Annotated in this window: 24 protein-coding genes and 1 riboswitch; of the genes, 3 read left to right on the forward strand and 21 right to left on the reverse strand. The window is 30.1% G+C overall.

Annotated elements, in window-relative coordinates; genetic code table 11:
* Positions 1-32: 32 nt before the first annotated feature.
* The 7 genes from RDK80_RS04490 to RDK80_RS04520 all read right to left on the reverse strand — a co-directional run bounded on the left by RDK80_RS04490 (position 33) and on the right by RDK80_RS04520 (position 5,230).
* Positions 33-1,118 carry a radical SAM protein gene (locus RDK80_RS04490; protein ID WP_308523596.1) on the reverse strand — a complete coding sequence of 362 codons (1,086 nt, stop codon included), beginning with the start codon at positions 1,116-1,118 and terminating at the stop codon, positions 33-35.
* On the reverse strand, positions 1,111-1,836 hold the full coding sequence (rnc, locus tag RDK80_RS04495) for a ribonuclease III (protein ID WP_308523597.1): 726 nt from the start codon (positions 1,834-1,836) through the stop codon (positions 1,111-1,113). Before rnc ends, RDK80_RS04490 begins: the two co-directional genes overlap by 8 nt.
* Positions 1,837-1,889: 53 nt before the next feature.
* A complete protein-coding gene (gene acpP, locus RDK80_RS04500; RefSeq protein ID WP_369819369.1) occupies positions 1,890-2,120 on the reverse strand; it encodes an acyl carrier protein in 231 nt (76 codons plus the stop codon).
* Between the two features lie 23 nt (positions 2,121-2,143).
* Complete coding sequence (gene plsX, locus RDK80_RS04505; protein WP_094900051.1) at positions 2,144-3,142, reverse strand: phosphate acyltransferase PlsX; 999 nt, start codon at positions 3,140-3,142, stop codon at positions 2,144-2,146.
* A 113-nt stretch (positions 3,143-3,255) separates the two neighbouring features.
* Positions 3,256-3,435, reverse strand: coding sequence for a 50S ribosomal protein L32 (gene rpmF / locus RDK80_RS04510; RefSeq protein WP_072972552.1), 180 nt, complete (start codon positions 3,433-3,435; stop codon positions 3,256-3,258).
* A 13-nt stretch (positions 3,436-3,448) separates the two neighbouring features.
* On the reverse strand, positions 3,449-3,967 hold the full coding sequence (locus tag RDK80_RS04515; protein WP_094900050.1) for a DUF177 domain-containing protein: 519 nt from the start codon (positions 3,965-3,967) through the stop codon (positions 3,449-3,451).
* Between the two features lie 66 nt (positions 3,968-4,033).
* Positions 4,034-5,230, reverse strand: coding sequence for an acetate kinase (locus tag RDK80_RS04520; RefSeq protein ID WP_308523598.1), 1,197 nt, complete (start codon positions 5,228-5,230; stop codon positions 4,034-4,036).
* A 115-nt stretch (positions 5,231-5,345) separates the two neighbouring features.
* On the opposite strand from RDK80_RS04520, the gene RDK80_RS04525 reads away from it, so the two are divergent.
* A complete protein-coding gene (locus tag RDK80_RS04525; protein ID WP_308523599.1) occupies positions 5,346-6,590 on the forward strand; it encodes a nucleotidyltransferase in 1,245 nt (414 codons plus the stop codon).
* Positions 6,591-6,643: 53 nt separating this feature from the next.
* On the forward strand, positions 6,644-7,861 hold the full coding sequence (ylbJ, locus tag RDK80_RS04530) for a sporulation integral membrane protein YlbJ (protein ID WP_308523600.1): 1,218 nt from the start codon (positions 6,644-6,646) through the stop codon (positions 7,859-7,861).
* Here the strand turns inward: ylbJ and RDK80_RS04535 are convergent.
* The 6 genes from RDK80_RS04535 to RDK80_RS04560 form a co-directional block, all read right to left on the reverse strand.
* On the reverse strand, positions 7,854-8,300 hold the full coding sequence (locus RDK80_RS04535) for an ATPase (RefSeq protein ID WP_094900046.1): 447 nt from the start codon (positions 8,298-8,300) through the stop codon (positions 7,854-7,856). The two genes, ylbJ and RDK80_RS04535, sit on opposite strands and share 8 nt — an antisense overlap.
* A 5-nt stretch (positions 8,301-8,305) precedes the next feature.
* Positions 8,306-8,788 (reverse strand): pantetheine-phosphate adenylyltransferase, encoded by a 483-nt coding sequence (coaD, locus tag RDK80_RS04540; RefSeq protein ID WP_308523601.1) that lies wholly within the window; start codon positions 8,786-8,788, stop codon positions 8,306-8,308.
* A gap of 12 nt (positions 8,789-8,800) precedes the next feature.
* Entirely contained in the window at positions 8,801-9,358 is a 558-nt protein-coding gene (gene rsmD / locus RDK80_RS04545) for a 16S rRNA (guanine(966)-N(2))-methyltransferase RsmD (protein WP_308523602.1), read from the reverse strand.
* 66 nt (positions 9,359-9,424) lie between these two features.
* Entirely contained in the window at positions 9,425-11,476 is a 2,052-nt protein-coding gene (recG, locus tag RDK80_RS04550) for an ATP-dependent DNA helicase RecG (RefSeq protein WP_308523603.1), read from the reverse strand.
* A 56-nt stretch (positions 11,477-11,532) separates the two neighbouring features.
* Entirely contained in the window at positions 11,533-13,179 is a 1,647-nt protein-coding gene (locus RDK80_RS04555; protein ID WP_308523604.1) for a DAK2 domain-containing protein, read from the reverse strand.
* 18 nt (positions 13,180-13,197) lie between these two features.
* A complete protein-coding gene (locus RDK80_RS04560) occupies positions 13,198-13,554 on the reverse strand; it encodes an Asp23/Gls24 family envelope stress response protein (RefSeq protein WP_094900043.1) in 357 nt (118 codons plus the stop codon).
* 212 nt (positions 13,555-13,766) lie between these two features.
* Between RDK80_RS04560 and rpmB the strand changes: the two genes are divergently transcribed.
* Entirely contained in the window at positions 13,767-13,958 is a 192-nt protein-coding gene (gene rpmB, locus RDK80_RS04565) for a 50S ribosomal protein L28 (protein WP_094900042.1), read from the forward strand.
* A gap of 41 nt (positions 13,959-13,999) precedes the next feature.
* Here rpmB and RDK80_RS04570 read toward each other — a convergent pair whose 3' ends face one another.
* The 8 genes from RDK80_RS04570 to rlmN all read right to left on the reverse strand — a co-directional run bounded on the left by RDK80_RS04570 (position 14,000) and on the right by rlmN (position 21,100).
* A complete protein-coding gene (locus RDK80_RS04570) occupies positions 14,000-14,170 on the reverse strand; it encodes a hypothetical protein (RefSeq protein ID WP_158220037.1) in 171 nt (56 codons plus the stop codon).
* 86 nt (positions 14,171-14,256) lie between these two features.
* On the reverse strand, positions 14,257-14,892 hold the full coding sequence (locus RDK80_RS04575; RefSeq protein WP_308523605.1) for a thiamine diphosphokinase: 636 nt from the start codon (positions 14,890-14,892) through the stop codon (positions 14,257-14,259).
* A 170-nt stretch (positions 14,893-15,062) separates the two neighbouring features.
* Positions 15,063-15,611, reverse strand: coding sequence for an energy-coupled thiamine transporter ThiT (gene thiT / locus RDK80_RS04580; protein WP_308523606.1), 549 nt, complete (start codon positions 15,609-15,611; stop codon positions 15,063-15,065).
* Between the two features lie 57 nt (positions 15,612-15,668).
* Positions 15,669-15,768, reverse strand: a riboswitch (TPP riboswitch).
* 38 nt (positions 15,769-15,806) lie between these two features.
* Positions 15,807-16,454 (reverse strand): ribulose-phosphate 3-epimerase, encoded by a 648-nt coding sequence (gene rpe / locus RDK80_RS04585; protein WP_094900039.1) that lies wholly within the window; start codon positions 16,452-16,454, stop codon positions 15,807-15,809.
* Position 16,455: 1 nt separating this feature from the next.
* A complete protein-coding gene (gene rsgA / locus RDK80_RS04590; RefSeq protein ID WP_308523607.1) occupies positions 16,456-17,331 on the reverse strand; it encodes a ribosome small subunit-dependent GTPase A in 876 nt (291 codons plus the stop codon).
* 9 nt (positions 17,332-17,340) lie between these two features.
* On the reverse strand, positions 17,341-19,290 hold the full coding sequence (gene pknB / locus RDK80_RS04595) for a Stk1 family PASTA domain-containing Ser/Thr kinase (protein WP_308523608.1): 1,950 nt from the start codon (positions 19,288-19,290) through the stop codon (positions 17,341-17,343).
* 13 nt (positions 19,291-19,303) lie between these two features.
* Positions 19,304-20,035 carry a Stp1/IreP family PP2C-type Ser/Thr phosphatase gene (locus tag RDK80_RS04600; protein WP_256310262.1) on the reverse strand — a complete coding sequence of 244 codons (732 nt, stop codon included), beginning with the start codon at positions 20,033-20,035 and terminating at the stop codon, positions 19,304-19,306.
* Positions 20,036-20,047: 12 nt separating this feature from the next.
* Positions 20,048-21,100: a 23S rRNA (adenine(2503)-C(2))-methyltransferase RlmN gene (gene rlmN / locus RDK80_RS04605; RefSeq protein ID WP_308523609.1), complete on the reverse strand. Its 1,053-nt coding sequence runs from the start codon at positions 21,098-21,100 to the stop codon at positions 20,048-20,050.
* Between the last annotated feature and the right edge of the window lie 427 nt (positions 21,101-21,527).

The raw sequence follows: 21,527 nt of genomic DNA on the forward strand, positions 1-21,527 counted from the left end.
TTCCTAGGCTAAAGGAAACCTTTAATACTAATCTAAATAATAGAATTGTCCTTTAAATAGGACTCTATTAATAATTTCATATTTATTTTATCATAAAATTCATCAATTGTAACTCCAATATGGTTTGCATCTATTTCTTTTCTATATATTTTTATATTACTAAACTTATATCTATCAGTAAAATGCATTACATTACTTGACCTTTGACCAGCAATAGAGGATATGTTTTTACTATTAGAGTCTATAGTTAGTTTTTTATCTTCGGTTTTAATGTTATTTATATCAAAATAATACTCTAATAGAAGTTTAAATATATTTGATTCTACCATCTGCCTAAAAGCAGGATGAAATGGTCCTGAAACCACATCTTTCCCTAATTGAATATTTTCCGTAGGCTGTAACCCAATTCTAATAACATCAATGCTATTTATCTCAAAAAGCATAAGAAGTATAGAGCATGTATCTACTGCTTCTTCAAAAGATACAGGTGAATATTTCTCATTGAAAAATTGTCTTTCTAGATAAGTATCCTTTATTACTAAAGTTGGATATATCCTTACACAGTATGGATTTAGCTTTATAAATTCTTTACAGGTGTATATTGTCTTTTCTCTAGTATCCTCTGGAAGACCTACCATCATTTGCAGTCCAAGATTAAATCCAAATTCCTTTATTAAATCCGCTGCTTTATATACATCTTTCGAAGTATGTCCCCTTCCACTTGCAAATAGTACTGAATCATCTAAGGATTGAACACCTAGTTCAATAGTATCTACTAAATAGTCCTTTAAATTTCTTAGTATTATTTTATCTATACAATCTGGTCTAGTAGATAATCTAATACCACTTATCTTTCCTTCAATCTTATACTGGTATGGAATAGCTAGTAACTCTTTTTGAATATCTATATCTATTGCAGTAAAACTCCCTCCATAAAATGCAACTTCTATAGTAGACCCAGGCTTAAAAGTAACTAAATGTTCCTCAATGATATTTTTCACATCTCTTGGTGTTACATTAGTTGATAATCCAGTGATTTTTTTCTGATTGCAAAAAACGCAATCATGGGGGCAACCATAATGGGGAACAAATATTGGGATTATATAATGTTTACTCATCACCAGTTTCCCCCATTACTAGAAGTGCCTCTTTAGCAGCCATTTGTTCTGCTTCTTTTTTATTACGTCCTGTTCCTGTCCCAACAGTTTTATTATCAACTATTACATCCATATAAAATATTTTATTATGATCTGGACCTTCTTCCTTCACAACCTTATACTCTATTTTAGCTCTAGTTATTTTTTGAAGATTCTCCTGCAATTCAGTTTTATAATCAATAAATAATGCTCCTTTTGCTACTGCATATACTATATCAGCTTCAAAATTTTCAAGTAATAGTTTGTTTACAACTTGAAAGTCACTATCCATATAAACAGCACCCACTAATGCTTCACTGGCATCAGCTAAAATCGAATCCCTATCACGTCCTCCTGTAGTTTCTTCGCCTTTGCCTAATAGAAGATATTTGCCTAAATCAATCTTTCTAGCTGCAAACGCTAGAGAAGATTCGCAGACTACTTTTGCTCTGATTTTGGTTAATTCCCCTTCTGGATAATATGGATACTTTTTATATAAATATTGACTTACTATTAAGTTTAAAATAGTGTCACCTAAAAATTCAAGTCTTTCGTTATTATCAGTTATTTTCATCTTATTTTCATTTGCATAGGAGCTATGAGTCAGTGCAGTTTTCAATAAATTAATATTCCTAAATTTATAATTTAAGTTCATTTCTAAGGGTTCTAACCATTTAACTCCTTTAATATTTTCTTTCACTTTAATACCCCCAAATTTTCAAGAGTAATCAGGGCCAAACTTAGCCCTGATTATTATTCTTCTAGAGCATTTGTAATATATTCAACAGCATCTCCAACGGTTTTTATATTTTCCATTTCTTCATCTTCTACTTCAAGACCAAACTCATCTTCTAGTGCCATTATTAACTCTACTAAATCTAGTGAGTCAGCATTTAGTGTATCTTTAAAAGAAGTATCCTTTGTAATTTCATCCTCATCAATATTAAATTGTGTTGCGATTATAGTTTTTATTTTTTTATAAATCATATTATCTCCCTCCAAAATTATTATTTATTATCTAGTACATGCATATTTTCTTCTATTATTTTTATTACATCTTTCTCTATAAATTTTTTTAATTGATTGATTGCATTCTTAATAGCAAAAGCATCCGAACTTCCATGGGCTTTTACTATAGGTTTGCTTATGCCTAATAGTGGCGCTCCACCTTGCTCTCTGTAATCCATCCTACCCTTTATATTTTTCAATTCAGGCCTAAGTAGCATGGCACCCAATTTTGCTCTAAAATTCTTCGTAAATTCTTCTTTTAATATTGAAAAAATTGAAATGGCCATACCTTCAGTTAATTTTAAAACTACATTTCCTACAAAACCATCAGATACAATAACATCTACTATTCCACTAGGTAATTCCCTAGCTTCCACATTTCCTTTAAAGTTTAAATGTGATTTTTCAATAATATCATATGTTTCCTTAGATAGGGCATTTCCCTTTCCCTTTTCTATACCTATATTTACAAGACCTATAGTCGGAGATTTTATTCCCATGACCTTTTCCATATAAACAGACCCCATTAAAGCAAATTGATATAAATACTCTGGCTTACAATCTACATTTGCACCTGCATCCAGAAGCAATGAAAATCCATTTTTAGTAGGATATACAACAGATAATGCTGCCCTATCAATACCATCTATTCTTTTAACGATAAAGATTCCTGATGCCAATAGTGCTCCTGTACTTCCAGCTGATATAAAACCATCACCTATTCCATCTGCCAAAGCCTTACATCCCACTACCATAGACGAATCTTTCTTTCTTCGAATAGCTATAGCTGGATCGTCATCATTGGTTATTATATCACTAGCACCTAAGATTTCAACCTTATCTTTTGGATAGTCATATTTTTTTAATTCATTTTCTATTATATCCTCTTTACCAACCAATATAACATTAACACCATATTCATTTACAGCATCAACAGTTCCTTTAATCACTTCAATCGGTCCATTGTCTCCACCCATAGCATCAATAATAATTTTCATAATTACCCTCCAATGCTGTGTATTTTAAGACTACTGATATTAAATATATATTAGACTAAAATAAAATGCAATATTAAATTAAAAAAAGATAGTGATATCACTATCTTTTTTTATTATTCTACTGCGATAACTTCTCTGTTTTTGTAATATCCACATGATCTACAAACTCTATGTGGTTGTTTTGGCTCATGACATTGTGGACACTCAACAACTGTAGCTTTGTTTAGTCTATAAGAAGAAGCTCTTCTCTTGTCCCTTCTAGCTTTAGAAGTTTTTCGTTTTGGTACAGCCATTTAAAACACCTCCTTAATTCTTAGGAAAAAAATTCTTTAGTTTTTCAAATCTTGGATCAATATTTTCTTGAATACAATTACATCTTGTATTATTTAAATCTGCTCCACATGTAGAACACAATCCTTTACAATCAAAGTTGCATAAGGATTTCATTGGTAAAGAAAGAATTACTTGGTTTAAAATATGTTCTCTAATATCTAAGGTATCATCTTCATAGTAGAAAACTTCATCATAGCCCTCATATTCCTTATCAGTTTCTTCCTTTCCCTTTACAAGTTTTCCAGATAAAATAGTTTTTATTTCATTAGTAGCAGGCTTTAGGCATCTATGACATATCTCATTGTAAACATAAGATATTCTAATATCTATAGCCTTTTCCCCGTCTATTTTAAATACTTCACCTTCATATTTTATAGGTTCAACTATTGCAATGCCTCTTCCATTTAAGTTTAAACTATCTATTTCTAGTTCTCCTTCAAAATGCAAAAGGTCATTGATCCCATCAAGAAAACTTGATAAATCAATTATCATATTTTTCACCTCTTAGACTAACAAAGATAATTATATAAAGGAGGCATCAATTTGTCAAGAATAATATTATTTAGATACTAAGCCTAATGTATCTCTAGCTATCATTAATTCTTCGTTTGTTGGAATAACAAGTATAGAAGCAGAAGTCAAATCTTTGTTAAGTTGAGCTTCTTCACCCCTTACGTTATTTAATTCAGTATCGATTCTAATACCTAGGCATTCTAATCCTTCACAAACTTTCTCTCTAATGTAACTTGAATTTTCTCCAATACCTGCTGTAAATACTAAAGCATCTATACTGCACATAGTAGCTACATAAGCTCCCACATATTTTTTAACTCTATTAACAAATACATCTAAAGCTAATTTAGCTCTTTTATTTCCTTCTTCCATTGCTATTTCCAAATCTCTAAAGTCGCTACTAATTCCAGATATTCCTAGTACACCAGATTGTTTGTTTAACATACTATTTACTTCTTCAAATGTCATATTTTCTTTATCCATGATAAATGGAATTATAGCTGGGTCTATATCTCCCGATCTAGTTCCCATTGCTAAACCTTCTAGAGGAGTAAAACCCATACTTGTATCCATAGATTTTCCACCTTGTACCGCACACACACTAGAACCATTTCCTAAGTGACATGTAACAATATTTAAATCCTTAATATCTTTGCCCAATATTTCAGCTGCTCTTAATGATACATATTTATGTGAAGTTCCATGGAAACCATATCTTCTAATTTTATATTTTTCATAGAATTCATAAGGAATAGGATATATATAATTATCTGCCTCCATAGTTTGATGGAAAGCCGTATCAAATACTGCAACCATAGGTGTATTAGGCATTAGCTCTTTACACGCTTCAATACCAGTAATGTTTGGCGGATTGTGTAAAGGTGCTAATTCTATACACTCGTCAAGAACTTTCATGACTTCTTCATCAATAATAACAGATGAAGCAAATGTTTCTCCTCCATGTACAACTCTATGTCCTACTGCTCCAATTTCATCCATGGATTTTATTGCTCCATGATTTTCATCAATCAAAGCATTAAGTACTAAACCTAGAGCAACTTTATGATTAGCCATAGGCTCTTCAATTATTACTCTTTCTTTGCCAGTAGTATCATGCTTTATTCTAGAACCTTCGATGCCAATTCTCTCTACAAGTCCTTTACATAATACTTCTTCTCCATTCATATCTATAAGTTGATATTTTAGTGAAGAACTTCCACAGTTAATTACAAGAATCTTCATATTTTTTATTCCTCCTAATTTAATTAATTGTTCTTTTGTCTATAATTCATAATATTACATTTGTGTTAAAAAATCAACATGATATAATTAAAGAAAATATAATTTGGAGGTTACTATGACAGTTGTTGGATTCATTACTGAGTACAATCCCTTTCACTATGGTCACAAATACCACCTAGAGCAGTCTATAAAAAAAACTGATGCAGATTATTCAATTGCCATAATGAGTGGATCTTTCCTGCAAAGAGGCGAACCATCCTTTATTGATAAATGGACTAAAGCCAAAATGGCCATAGATAACGGCATAGATTTAGTATTAGAATTACCCTTTATTTTTTCATCCCAAAGTGCAGAATTATTTGCCTATGGAGGAGTGAAGTTGATGGATAGCCTAAATATTGTAGATTATTTAGCATTTGGCAGTGAGTTAGGAGACTTGGAGCCATTAACCCAAATAACTTCTGTACTATCAGATGAACCAGAATACTATAAGGAAAAATTAAAATACTATCTATCCCGTGGACTATCATATTCAATATCAAGAAGCAATGCATTAGAAGAATACATTAATATTATTTCTCCAAATAATTATTATAATTATAAGGAGATAATTGGTAAATCTAATAATATATTAGGCATAGAGTACCTAAAAGCATTAAATAAAATTAATTCTAAGATAGTTCCTATAGCTATAAAACGTTCTGGTAGCAATTATAACGATTTACATTTATCTGATGGTTTTGCCAGTGCTACTGCAATAAGAAATTTAATAAAAAATAGCACCCTATGTTCTATCAAAAACTTAGTTCCTATTGAAACTTATTTTTGTCTACAGGAATATATAGAAAAATATAATCATTTTAATTATCTAGAAAATTACGATCAAATATTTATTTATCTAATCCGTACCCTAGATAAAAGTAAAGTTAAGAATCTATTAGATATTGAACCTGGTCTTGAAAATAGGATGATTGAACAAGGATATAAGAATAATAGTATCAAAGAAATAATTGACAATATTGTAACAAAAAGATATCCAAGAACTCGCATACAGAGATTATTTGTTCATTTGCTAAACCAGCTTGATGGCAATACTTTCAAAGAGCTTTATGATCTTTATCCATCCTATATTAGAGTATTAGGTGCTAATAAAAAAGGGTTATTCCTATTAAATGAAATCAAAAAAAATTCTTCCTTACCTATTATAACTAAATTTGCTGATTATAAACATTTTAATAATGAGTCTTTAGAGAAAATTCTTATGTTCGATAAGAAAGCAACAGATATATTTTTTATTGGATTAAATTCTTCAAGTCCACTATCAAATATGGATTATTATAATTCTCCTTATATTAAATAACACATCATATTAACCTCCTATAGTTCATAATATGAATTATAGGAGGTGCAAATATGAAAAATAAAAATGGGCATAAAACATTTAACTTTACATTATTTTTTCTATTAATAGTTATTATAGTTTTAATCGGAATCATAACTAACCCAAAACTTTCTTTAAGCAGTGCTGCATCTGGCATAGCAGTATGGTTTAATATTATTTTACCTTCTCTTCTACCTTTTTTTATTATATCTGAAATACTCATAGGGTTAGGATTTGTTGATTTTATTGGTAAATTGCTACAACCATTAATGAGACCTATCTTTAACGTTCCAGGAGAAGGAGCATTTCCATTGACTATGTCCATATTATCAGGATATCCAGTCGGTGCTAAATTAACATCTAGGTTACGAGAAGAAAGACTAATAACAAAAGATGAAGGTACTAGACTGATATGCTTTACTAGTACTTCTGGGCCTCTTTTTATGCTAGGGGCAGTTAGCATTGGAATGTTAAATGACTCTAAACTTGCGCCACTTATCATTGTTCCTCATTATTTATCTGTATTAGTTTTGGGATTATTATTTAGCTTTTATAAATCCAATAATAGAAGACCTATTATCTCAAAAAAAAGAAATCTATTTGAAGAAGTTCAAGAATCCTATGTTACATGGATAAAAACAAAAAAATCCATAGGTTCTTTGATAACAAAGGCTGTCAAAGAAAGTATGGATACTATTATATTGATAGGTGGTCTAGTAATTTTCTACTCAGTAATAGTTGAAATATTATTTAATATGGAATTCTTAAATAATATAATCTATCATTTAAGCAATTTATTATCTATAGATATACAATTAATAAAAGGTATAATTATAGGATTTTTTGAAGTTACTATAGGATGTAAAAATATTGCAGCTTCACAGTCAAGTTTGATTACAAAAATATTAATCCTTAACTTTACGATTGGGTGGAGTGGTTTCTCCGTTCATAGTCAAGCACTTAGCTTCATCAACAATACAGATATAAATACTAAGCTATATATAGTGTCCAAATTCTTACATGGAATATTATCAGTTTTATTTGGCTATGCACTATATCTCTTAAAATATCAGAACTATATACAGCCTACTACTTACTATCCGATGTATTATAATAATCAATTTAATTTGTCTAATTGGATTTATTTACTTACTAGTTCAACAAAACTTGCTTTAATTATGATTATATATATATTCTTATTATCAATGCTTGTTTCAACAACATTCAAGACATTAAAAGGTTCTAATTAGAGCCTCTTAATTCTTTTCTATTTTCATTTAATAATTGAATTAACTCTTTCAGATTTTCTTGAGTCTCTTCTAGAAGACTATCAGCATAATCCATGGCACCAAGTCTAATTTCTTTAGCATTTGTTTGGGCTTTTGTAATTATTTCTTCTGCCCTGGAATTTGCCTTTTTTGTAATCTCATCTTCATCAACTAACTCTTGCAATCTGTATTCTGCTTCCTTTAATAATGTATCTGCATCCTTTTGAGCTTCTGCTAGAATTCTTTGTCTTTCTTCTTTTATCCACGTTGCTTGCTTGATTTCATCTGGTAACTTAATTCTAATTTCTTTCAATATTTCTAAAATTTCAAATTTATCCACCATAACTTTCCCTGAGAATGGTAAGCTTGTCCCAGCTTCTACAATATCTTCAATTTCATCAATTAATTTTAAAACTTCCATAAGTATTATAGCCCTCCTCTAAATTTATTCTTCAAAGCTTGTTCAACAACTTCAGGAACAAAACAGGAAATATTTCCACCAAACATAGCTACTTCTTTAACAATGCTTGAACTTAAATATGCATATTTACTGCTAGATACCATGAAAAGAGTCTCAAGTTCATTGTTTATTTTTTTATTCACTAAAGCCATTTGCATTTCATATTCAAAATCAGAAACAGCTCTTAGACCTCTAATCATAGTTGTGCAATTCCTTTTTGTTGCATAATCAGTAAGAAGTCCAGAAAAATAGTCTATCTCCACATTAGGGAATTCTTTTGTAACTTCCTTCAACAATTGAATTCTCTCTTCTAATGAAAAAACACTTTTTTTTGATGGGTTATTTAATACAGCCACAATAAGATGTTCAACTTTTTTAGAAACTCTCTCTATAATATCTAAATGACCATAGGTAACTGGATCAAAGCTACCTGGATACACTGCTTTCATAAAATTTCCTCCTTAGTCCATTCTCTTATAAAATGATAAAGATTTGCTGCCATATCTTCTAAAATCTGATTTTAAAAATCCAGAAAAATTGTCTTCTAAATCTAATTCTTTTTCATGTTCTATTATTATTATACCATCATTAGCCAAAATGCTTTCTCTATTAATTACCTCTAGCAATTTTTCAATTAAACCATTCTGGCGAAAAGGAGGATCCAAATAAATATAGTTAAACACCAATCGTTTTACACCAAATTTTTTTACTGTGGATAGAATATCAGATTTAATTACAATGCTTTGTGATAAAAACTTTGTATGCTCCAAATTTTCATTGATAATATTTATACTTTCTATAGAATTATCTACAAAATAGCAAGTCTTTGCTCCTCTGCTTAGAAACTCTATACCTATAGAACCAGAACCCCCAAATGCATCTAATACTACACTATCTTCATCAATATGTCCTAATATATTAAATAAAGATTCCTTAGTTCTATCCTCAGTTGGTCTTACACTCATTCCTTTAGGTACTTTTAATTTATGTCCTTTTCTTAAACCTGATATAACTCTCAAATATTTACCTCCTTAAAAACTATATCACTAGTATTTTATCATATATTGCCAATATTAAAATAGAAATTAATTAAATGTAGAATATTCTCCTAAATTTGAAAACATTTCTTGTATTTTTTTCTTTAATTCTCTATATTTTTCTTGTTCTAAGTTTGGATCTTGATTTACTATATTTATAGCTTCTTTTTGCGCTACTTTTAAAATATCCATATCTGTAAATAAATTTGCAACTTTTAGCTCAGGTAATCCATGTTGTCTGGTTCCAAAGAATTCTCCAGGTCCTCTAAGTTCTAAATCTTTTTCAGAGATTTTAAATCCATCAGTAGAATTTTGTAATACTCTCATTCTCTCCCTAGATATTTGATTATTGCTTTCATTTATTAATATACAATAAGATTGATGTTCACCTCTACCAACTCTTCCCCTTAGTTGATGTAATTGAGCTAATCCAAACCTCTCTGCATTATAAATAACCATGATATTGGAATTTGGCACATTTACCCCTACCTCTATAACAGTAGTAGATACAAGTATATCAATTTTATGATTTTTAAATTCTTCCATGACTAAATCTTTTTCCTTAGGTTTCATTTTACCATGTAGTAGCCCTACTTTAAATTCTTTAAAAATATTATCTTTAAAATCCTTATATAGTTCTTCCGCAGCATTAACAGTCAAGGTTTCACTTTCCTCAATTAAAGGACAAACTATATATGCCTGCCTACTTTCTAAGATTTGTTTTCTAATAAAATTATTAATCCTTTCTATCATCTCAGGCCCAACAGCATATGTTTCTATTTCCTTTCTACCTGGTGGCAATTCATCAATAATTGAAACGTCTAAATCTCCATATAAAATAAGGGCTAAAGTCCTAGGAATTGGAGTTGCAGTCATAACTATTACATCTGGATTATTACCTTTCTGCGATAAAATAGCCCTTTGTTTCACACCAAATCTATGTTGTTCATCTGTTATAGCAAGACCTAATCTATTAAACTCTACATTTTCTTGTATTACAGCATGAGTACCAATTAATATATCTATTCTTCCCTCTTTTAAGTCCAGTAAAATTTCTTCTTTAGCTTTGGGAGAAAGACTTCCAACCAATAGTTCCGTCCTAATATTATAGCCAGAAAAAAACTTTCTAATTGATTCAAAATGTTGACTGGCTAATATCTCTGTAGGAGCCATCATGACAGCTTGATATCCAGAAGATATAGCTTTAAACATTGCAAGGACTGCTATTATAGTTTTTCCTGACCCCACATCTCCCTGCACTAATCTATTCATTTGAATGTCATTTTCCATATCTGCTTCGATTTCTTTAAAAACTTTAATTTGTGAGTTTGTAAGTTTAAAAGGTAATTTTTGGATAAAATCATTTATTTCTATAGTTTTATTAAACCTAATACCTTTATTATTTGTAAAATTTCTATTTTTAATAATAAAAAGTCCCATTTGTAAAGTTAAAAGTTCTTGAAATGAAAGTCTCTTCCTAGCCTTTTCCAATAGCACACTATTCATAGGAAAATGAACATTTGTGATAGCATCCCTTATATCCATAAGATCATATTTATTTATTATTTCCTGTGGTAAAAACTCTCTAATCTGATCTATATATTCTTTGATAGAATAATCTATTATCTTAATTATTTCGTTATTAGTTAATCCTTCAGTTAAAGAGTATATAGGAGTTATTCGGCCTACCTTATCCATAGTTCCTGATTTTTCGAAAACAGGACTCATTATTTGAATCTCCATACCTACCTTATTTATTTTACCATTTACTATTATTTTTTCACCAACTATAAATTTATCTTTTAGATATTCTTGATTGAACCACACTAAATAAGCATTATGAGAACTATCTTTGACGGGAACTTTTATAATAGATAAATTTCGTCTAGGTCTAAGTATATTGGCTTTACCAATTATTTCAACCTCTAAACTTACTTTTTCACCTATCATACATTCTCTCAAAGTCTTAAATTTTGATCTATCATCATAATCCCTAGGTATAAAATACATTAAGTCTTCTACAGTATTTATATTTAATTTTCTTAATCTAGAAGCTCTTTTGGGACCTACACCTTTTAAATATTGGATATTTATTGCCATATATGATCCCTCCAAAATTAATTATATTAAAAAACCCCACCAAAGGGCAGGGTAAATTATTCTACAGAAAATATATAGTAGTATATAGGCTGACCACCAAATATTAATTCTATATCTATATCATTATAAGCACTAGATAAATGATTTTCTAAATCCTCAGCTAACTCTTCAGTTAAGTCACTTCCATATAATATTGTAATTAGTGAAGTATCCTCGTCAACCATATTATCAAGTAGTTTTATAGCAACTTCATTTATATCCTTACCATTTGCTATTATATCTCCTTCAGCAATTCCAATAATATCATCTTTATATATTTTTGTATTATTAAATTCTGTATCCCTAACGGAATAAGTAACTTGGCCTGTTTTAACGTAAGCTATGGACTCTTTCATACTTTCTGTATTTTCATCTACAGATTTAGACTCATCAAAGGCTAGTAATGCAGCGATCCCCTGAGGTATAGTCTTAGAAGGAATAACTATAATATTTCTAGAACTAAGTTCCTTGGTTTGTTCTGCTGTTAAAATAATATTACTATTGTTAGGAAGTATAAATACATTTTTACCTGAAGTATTATCAATGGCCTTAAGTATATCCTCTGTACTTGGATTCATTGTCTGCCCACCAGAGACTAAATAATCTACATTAAGTCCCTTAAATACTTCATCAATTCCCTCCCCAATAGATATTGCTACAAAAGAATATTCCTTTTCAAAATCCTTATTTTCTACATTATTAGACTTAGATAATTCCGATTTTAATAAAATCTCCTCATGTTGATACCTCATATTATCAATTTTTATATCTGTAAGTTCCCCAATACTAAGAGCTTTTTCAAGTACTACTCCAGGGTTATTTGTATGAACATGTACCTTTATTAGACCCTCCCCACCTACTACAAGTAGTGAATCGCCTTGTAATGATAATTCATTTCTAAATAAATCAATATCCTCATATTTAGTATTAATTATAAATTCTGTACAATAACCATATTTAATATCATCAGTATCTATATGTTCATGGTGGATATATTCCTTCTGTTCCACCTTCTTCTTTTCTGGGGTCTTAACTTCGATTTTATCAATACCTGATAAAGCATTATATGCACCTGTCAATACATAAATTAAACCTTTGCCTCCAGCATCTACAACCCCTGCCTGCTTTAAAACTGGAAGCATTTCTGGAGTTTTATTTAAAATTATTTCTCCATGATTTATTACTTTTTTAAGAAAAACTAAAATATCCCTTTCTTCTTTGCAAATAGAAATAGCATATTCTCCACACTCTCTAGCTACTGTTAATATAGTCCCCTCTGTTGGCTTCATAACAGCCTTATATGCTGTATCAGCAGCCTGTTTAAAAGCCTCAGCAAGTGTTCTAACATCAGCGGTATCTTTTCCATTTAAACCATTTGCGAATCCACGAAAAAGTTGTGATAAAATAACACCTGAATTACCCCTGGCTCCCATTAAAGATCCATGTGAAGTGGCTAATGCTATTTTAGAAACACTCTCTTCATCAAGGTTAAGTCCTTGCTTTATAGCAGAATTTACTGTAAGCGACATATTTGTACCTGTATCTCCATCAGGAACAGGAAAAACATTTAAGGAGTTTACCTCCTCTTTATTATCTTCTAGGAACTTTGCTGCACCAGCTAAAGCTTTTTTAAGCATTGCCCCGTCTAGAATTTCAATTTTCAATTATAGTACCTCCTCAAACTACTTTTCAACTCTTATTCCTTGTACATGTACATTTATTTTGTCTATTTTTAGACCAGTTAAATTTTCAACATTAAACTTAACCCTATCAATTATATTTTCAGCAACTACAGAAATCCTTACACCATATTCCAATATAACATGTAAGTCAATAGTCAATTTATCATCCTTTGTATATACTTTTATACCTTTAGATAAATAGTCCCATTTCAATAACTCAAATAATCCATCTGTCGCATTCTTTGAAGCCATACCCACTATACCATAACTCTCCATTGCAGATATTCCTGCAAGAGTGGCTATGACATTGTCATCTATACTAATTGCTCCATATTCTGTATTGGTCTTGGCTGGCATGTATAATCGCCTCCTTCTTTTCAATATACCATATTCTATATTTTACCCTAAATGTAAAAATAGTTCAACTAAATCCTATGATTATAATAAGATAATAATACATTTTGGTTGCATTTTTACTAATTATTGTGTTAGAATATAATGTGTTATTATTGAAATGTAGAAAATATACTTTAAAGTATTTTCAGTAGTAGATTAAGGAGGTGTTTTTCATGGCGAAAGTTTGTGAAGTATGTGGAAAGGGAAAAGTATTTGGTAACAAAGTTACTTTCTCAAATAAAAAGAGTTCAAGAAGTTGGTCACCTAACATTAGATCAGTTAGAGCTGTAGTTAATGGTGGAACAAAAAAAGTTAATGTATGTACTAGATGTTTAAGATCTGGATATGTTGAAAGAGCACTATAATTATGTAATAAAATAAGGCTTCCATATAAAAATGGTAAGCCTTATTTTATTTTTAGGATCAATGCTCCCATTATAAGTAATCCGATTCCAATTAATATTAGAAGTACTTCTATAGGTATAAACTTAATAATTATTAAAAAACCAACTGCAGCTAAAGTTATACCTATTATTTTTCTCATTTTTTGTATATACCTATAGTAAAACCTCTTCATAATCAACACCCCTATAATACTTTATTATATTGTATTCAAACATTAAAGAAATAGTTACAAAAAGCTTAGGATAATTATCCTAAGCTTTAATCTTTTGAAATAAATACTAATGCTTTTCCCTTATGAATTTCAATTATTCCAATTTCATTAATAATTTTATTGCTAATTCCATGAGTAGATCCAAATTTAATAAATTCTCTATCTAAATTATAGAAAAAACCCTTTAAAGATATAACTATTCCCTCTTCTACTATTGGTACAATAGAGACATATTTATCTTCTAAATACTGTAATTCCATATAGTTGTCTATTAAATAGATAATATTATTATCATCTATGATTTTTCCCTTAATTCCTTTATCATGTAAAGTGTTTAGCAGAAATATATTTGCCATGGTATGGTCTTGTCTAGTTCCTGTCACTCCCATTAGTATAATTTCCTTATACTCTTTATCTATTAAATATTCCATAGCAAGGGCAGTATCAGTTGCATCTTTAATAGATGAATACTTTTCCACAGTTATATTGTTATCTTTTATATAATTTAATGCAGATTCACTAATAGAGTCTAAATCACCCATTACTAAATTAGGCTTTTTATTGATTTTTGCAAGATGATTCATTCCTCCATCTGCACATATAATAAAATCAGATTCCTTAACTACTAACTCTAATATACTATAATCTGTAATAGTCCCACTAGAAATAATTAACCCTTTCATTTACATCATCCTTTTTTATAACGAATAGGAAAGTTCTACGTTAATAGTATAGTATTAAGAACTTTCCGTCAATGAATTTTAGGCAAATTGCCAAAAACCTTTGATTTCGTGCAAGTCGCCTATGCAGTGGCCAAGAAAAACTTCCACTAATTTTCATTTAGAAGTTTTTCTTATTTTGCTTTTATTGCCTTATTTAATGGTTTCCAAATAATTGCGATTACAATGCAAGAAATAATTAATTCTGGAACTAAATAATAAGCATTATATTCAATTGAGTAAATCCAAGGATTTTTATCTCCAGCATATTCAGCAAAAAAAACTACACCTGATAAAACATGTGATATCATTCTTCCCAATATCCCTATAAATACAGCTAAAAAAACATTTAAATATCCTTTAAAAGAATTCTTGTCCTTTATATAATATGCAATGCCAGCTAAACCTAGCAAACCAAAAGCTAGCGGATAGTCTAATACAAATTGAATTGGATGATAGAAATAAGGTTTTAGGATAAATTGTAATATACCATAAGTACTTCCTATGGCTAATCCCGGTATTAAACCCCAACGAATGGCAAATAAAATAATTGGAATCATACTTCCAGCAGTAACTGATCCTCCCATAGGTGCCTCATAGACTTTAATATAACTTAGTATAGTAGCTAGAGCAATCATCATACCACCTTCTGTCAACATCTTTACATCCCATCTTTTCTCCATAAAAACTCTCCTCCTTTAAATTAATAAACCCATTACCAACGTAGGCAATGGGTATTTAAAGGCTAATACACACTTCCCTACGCTAGCATTACCTAGGTCAGGTCATAAGGGTCGGGATAAATCCACTCTCAGCCAATTGGCTCCCCTAGTGTTAATCTTCTTCAATTAATTCTATTATAGCATACAATTATTAATTTACAACTGTTTAAATTGTCTAGTTCTATGTTCTATATCTTCTGCTCCAAATACATCTGAACCTGCCACTAATAAATCAGCACCACAATTTAAGATTTCCTTGGCATTATCTAATTTCACTCCACCATCTACTTCAACAATAATATTTAGTTCTCTTTCATCAATTATTTTTCTTAGTCTTTTTATTTTTCCCTTCATAGACTCAATGAAGGATTGTCCCCCAAACCCTGGATTCACTGTCATAATAAGAACTAAATCTAAATCCCCTAAAACATACTCTATAGACTCTAATGGTGTAGCAGGGTTTAGTGATACGCCTGCCATGATGCCATAGGATTTTATCTCCTGTATAGTTCTATGAAGATGAGTAGTTGCCTCTTGATGTACAGTTATTAAATCAGCACCTGCATCAACAAAATCCTTAATATACCTTTCAGGTTTATCTATCATTAAATGTACATCAAAAGGGATTTTAGTAATTTTCCTCAGTTTCTTTATTACTGGAGGTCCAAAGGTAATATTAGGTACATAGATACCATCCATTACATCTAAATGAAGATAATCGGCACCACCATTTTCTATTTTCTTTATTTCATCCTGTAAATTAGCAAAATCTGCTGAAAGTAATGAAGGCGCAATTTTAGCCATATTAGTACCTCCTAATGTTTTTTATTTCTTCAAGGAAAAGTAAATAATTTTCGTATCTCTCCTTAGCAATATTTCCTTCTTCTACTTGTTTCTTCACTTCACAATCTGGTTCATTTCCATGTAAGCAACTAATAAATCTGCAATTTTCTCCATATTTATATATTTCTTTAAAATAATTTTTTAATTGAATCTCTTCTTCAATAAAATCTATATTTAAAGAACTAAAACCTGGAGAATCAAGAACAAAGGCATTATCATGTAATTCTAAAAGTTCAACATGTCTAGTAGTATGTTTACCTCTTTTAGTCTTAGTGCTTACATCACCAGTTTCCAGCTTGAAATTCCTATTAACTGCATTTAATAGAGATGATTTTCCAGCACCTGAAGGACCAGCAAATACTGATATATTATTATCTAATGCAATTTTTAATTCATCAATACCAATTCCCGTTAGTACGCTAGTATTTATCACTCTATATCCTATATTTTCATAAATAGTTTTCAGTTCTAATGCCTTTTCTGGCATTAAATCAGACTTATTTATACAAATCATAATTTCCAGTTTTTCATGCTCAGCCATTATAAGAAATCTATCTAATAGCCAAGTATTAATATCTGGTTTTTTTATGCTCATGACTATTATAGCTTGAGTAATATTTGCTACTGGTGGTCTTAAGAGTTGAGATGTTCTGGGATATATTTCTTCAATATATCCAGTATTATCTTCATCACTTATCCTAATCTTTACTTTATCTCCTACGAGGGGAGTTAAATTCTCCTCTCGAAAGATACCTCTTGCTCTACACTCTACTATACCAGATTCTGTTTTTACATAGTAAAATCCACCAATACCTTTTATTATTATCCCATTTACCATAAAAGCCCCCTATTCATCCTTAGTTATAGTCCTTTGATGCACAAGTGTATCATTACAGTATACTTCAAATACAGCACCTATTTTACCGCTAAATGTTTCATAAACTGACTCTTCAGTAGCCTTATGCTTTTTATTATATACTATATCTGTTATACCATCTTGAGTTCTTAGTATCTTAATTGTGGTCTCTTCTACCTCTGGCAATGGAGTCAATAAGAAGGTTATTGGCCTCTCCTTATTACTAACATCAATTTCTTCTCCATTATTAGTAGATTCCTCACTCGGTCCACTACTTATAAATAAATCAACAGCAGTCTTTGTCTCTAACTTTGTTCCTTGTACATAACTTTGCCAAGTTACTTGATCTTTAGCTACAGTTTCACTTGGCTGAGGTGTTATATCCCCAACTTCAAGGCCTAAATCAAGTATTTTCTTTTTAGCTTCTTCAATATTAAGTCCAACTACTTTTATCATATTTACATGCTTTATTTCTTCCCCTTGGCTTACAACTAATTTAATTCTAGTACCTGGTTCTACAGAGCCACTATCTGGATCTTGACTAATCACCACATTTTCAGGTATGGTGTCTGAATGTTCATAGTCTACTTTTGTCTTTAATCCGGCATCGTTAAGAATTTCTTCTGCATCTGCTAAATCCTTATTTTCTACATTAGGAACTTTTACAAGATTATCCCCTTCACTTACGGTCACTTCAATAGTATAACCTTTTTTTACCTTAGCATTTTCTTCTTCGTTTTGAGTCATAACTTCACCAGCTTTGAACTCACTACTTTTCTTTCTACCAACAACTTCAAATTTCAAACCTAAATCTTCTATTTCTTTTTTAGCTTGTTCTTCTTGCATTCCAGTTATTTTAGGAACAGTGACTTCTTCACTAATAAAGAAGCTTTTTAATTTAAAATAACCTAGAAACACAGACGCAGCCAATAAAAAGGCCAATAATATACCTAAGAAAATAACCTTTCCGCTACCATCTTTTTTATTTGTCTTCTTTGTATTTTTTACCTGTGCCTTGCTTTTCACAATTTCATCATCCTCTACATCAACTATAGGAATTATCTTAGTATGGGAATCATAACTATCTATATCATTAAAATCAATATCATCTATATTATTTCTTACTTTTTTTAAATCCTTTATTAGTTCAGTAATATTACTATATCTGTCTGCCTGCCTTTTTTGAACACATCTTAAAATAACATTTTCAAAGCCTATAGGTATCTGACTGTTTAACTCTCTAGGAGGCTTTATATCTTCTTGAACATGTTTTAGTGCAACAGTTATTGGGCTTTCCCCTTGATAAGGTAATTTCCCTGTAACCATTTCATACATAACTATACCAAGAGAATATATATCAGACTTTTCATCAGTATATCCTCCTCGAGCTTGTTCTGGAGAAAAATAATGAACAGAACCCAAAACATTAGAAGTGGTAGTCACTGTAGAACTTGTTGCTGCTCTAGCTATACCAAAATCTGTAACCTTAACTCTATTATCATCTGTAATCATAATATTGTGTGGTTTTATATCTCTATGAACTAAATGGTTTTTATGAGCATGTTGTAAAGCTTCTGCTATTTGATAGGAATAATCTAATGCATTCTCTATAGATAATTTACCTTTTTCTTTTATAAGTTCTTTTAATGTCTTGCCTTTTATATATTCCATAACAATATAATAAATCTGATTATTTCCATCGCTTTCCACACCAACATCATATATATTCACTATATTTGGATGAGAAAGACTAGCAGCAGCTTGAGATTCTCTTCTAAACTTTCTAACAAATTCTTCATCATTTACAAACTCATCTTTTAAAACCTTTATAGCTACAAATCTATCTAATAGCTGGCATTTTGCCTTATATACTAAAGCCATGCCTCCGCCTCCGATTTGCTCTATTATTTCATATCTTCCACCTAAAATCTTGCCTATCATCTTTTCACCTCATCTAATTAAATTTAATAGCCACTATGGTAATATTATCAAAACCACCTTTATTGTTGGCCATAGTAGCCAGAGTCTCACAGGCTTTTTGAACATCATTTTCTCCCATAAAAACATCCCTAATTTCAAATTCCTTTAACATATTAGAAAGGCCATCACTACACAATAGTAATATATCATTTTTATTACATTCTCTAATTATCAAATCCATTTCTATAATGCTGCTAGAACCAACGGCTCTAGTTATCATATTTCTTTTTGGATGGATCTTTGCTTCTTCTTTTGTTATGCTACCAGTTTTTAGAAGCTCATTTACAAAGGAATGGTCTTCTGTTATTTGGCATATATTCCCTTCTCTAATCAAATAAGCTCTGCTATCTCCAACATGTCCTATACAAATTTTATCCTTAAATATGTAGGCCAACGTTATAGTTGTACCCATACCTTTATACTTTTCATCTTGTAGGGATTTAAGATATATTTTTGTATTAGCTTCTTCTATTGATTCTTTTATCAACTTGATTATTATATTTTCATGTAATAGATTATCTTTTGCCTTCAAAAAGTTACTTTCAATAATACTTCTTGCCATAGTACTTGCTACTTCTCCAGCTTTATGTCCTCCCATTCCATCGGCCACCATATATAAGGGAAAATATAAATCCTTAGATGCATAAAAAGCATCCTGATTATTTTCTCTAATCTTACCAACATCAGAAATAGAACCTATGACCATAATACCACCCCATTAAAATCTTTTATTATCATTACTTTGAGTAACAGCACGCCTTAACTGCCCACATGAAGCACTAATATCTCCACCCATTTCTCGCCTTATAGTTACAGCAATATTAGATTTACTTAATCTTGCCTGCACCCTCTCTATATTTTCTCTGCTTGGCCTGTCCTTTTCAAACTCTTGAATGGGATTTAAGGGAATTAAGTTAATGTGACAATTTAAACCTTCAAGAATTTTAATTAGCTCTTTTATATCCTTATCTCTGTCATTTACATTATTAATTAAAGTATACTCAAAGGTGATTCTCCTATTAGTCATTTCCGAATAAAATTTACATGCCTTTATTAATTCTTCTATAGAATATCTATTAGCTATAGGCATTATTTTTTTTCTATCATTATCAAATGGTGAGTGTAAGGATATAGATAAAGTTATTGGTAGATTTTCCTTGGCTAAATCATAAATTCTAGGAACAACACCACAAGTTGATAAAGTGATATTTCTTAAACTAATATTATGACCCTTTTCATCATGGATAATATCTATGAACTTCATAGTATTATCGTAATTATCTAGAGGTTCTCCACTTCCCATTAATACTATATTAGAAATACTTTTTCCTAAATCCTTTTCCATCATATAGATTTGATTTACCATTTCTGCCGGGGTTAAATTCCTTATTAGCCCTTCTTTAGTAGAAGCACAGAAAGAACACCCCATCTTACAACCTACTTGAGTAGATATGCAAGCAGTTAATCCATGATTATATTCCATAGCCACAGATTCAATAATATTCATATCATCTAATGAAAATAAATATTTTTTAGTGTTATCGATTTTGGAAGCAAAGACTTTGTAAATGTCTATCTTATTTATTTTTGTATTTTCTATTAGATACTTTCTTAATTTTTCAGGTAATATCTTTAAATCTTCAATATCTAATTTTTTATTTCTATTGAAATATGAAAATACTTGCTCTCCTCTAAAGGCCTTTTCTTCTATAGAAATCATATATTCCTTTAGTTCCTTCAAAGTTAAACTATTCAGTTCAATACTATTCAATTAATCACCTCAATGCTATCCTAATATAATATTATACATAATTATCAAATATATAACCACACTAATTTTTTTAATAAGCTCATTTAATATCATTCTTAATCAAAATAGATAAAATATACACTTATATAGTATGTTAGTTTTATATCTTTCTCATATTATATCATATTTATAAATTTATTTTTGACGAATTTTTGACGTCAAAAGAAATAGGACCTCAAATGGTCCTTTTCTATAAACAAAGCCTATCGTCCCAACCAATAATATTATGGCTACATTCCTCCAATTAATTTTCATGTAATCATACCCCTAGAAATATATTCTATAAATCTTTTAAAATTCCTTCAAAAATAAAAAAAGACCAGGAAATTAATCTGCACTAGTCAAGTAAAAGTAGACACAATAAAAAAACTATTCAAAGCCTCGTTCG

The organism is uncultured Tissierella sp., from assembly GCF_902479755.1.
GTDB classification, from domain to species: domain Bacteria; phylum Bacillota; class Clostridia; order Tissierellales; family Tissierellaceae; genus Tissierella; species Tissierella carlieri.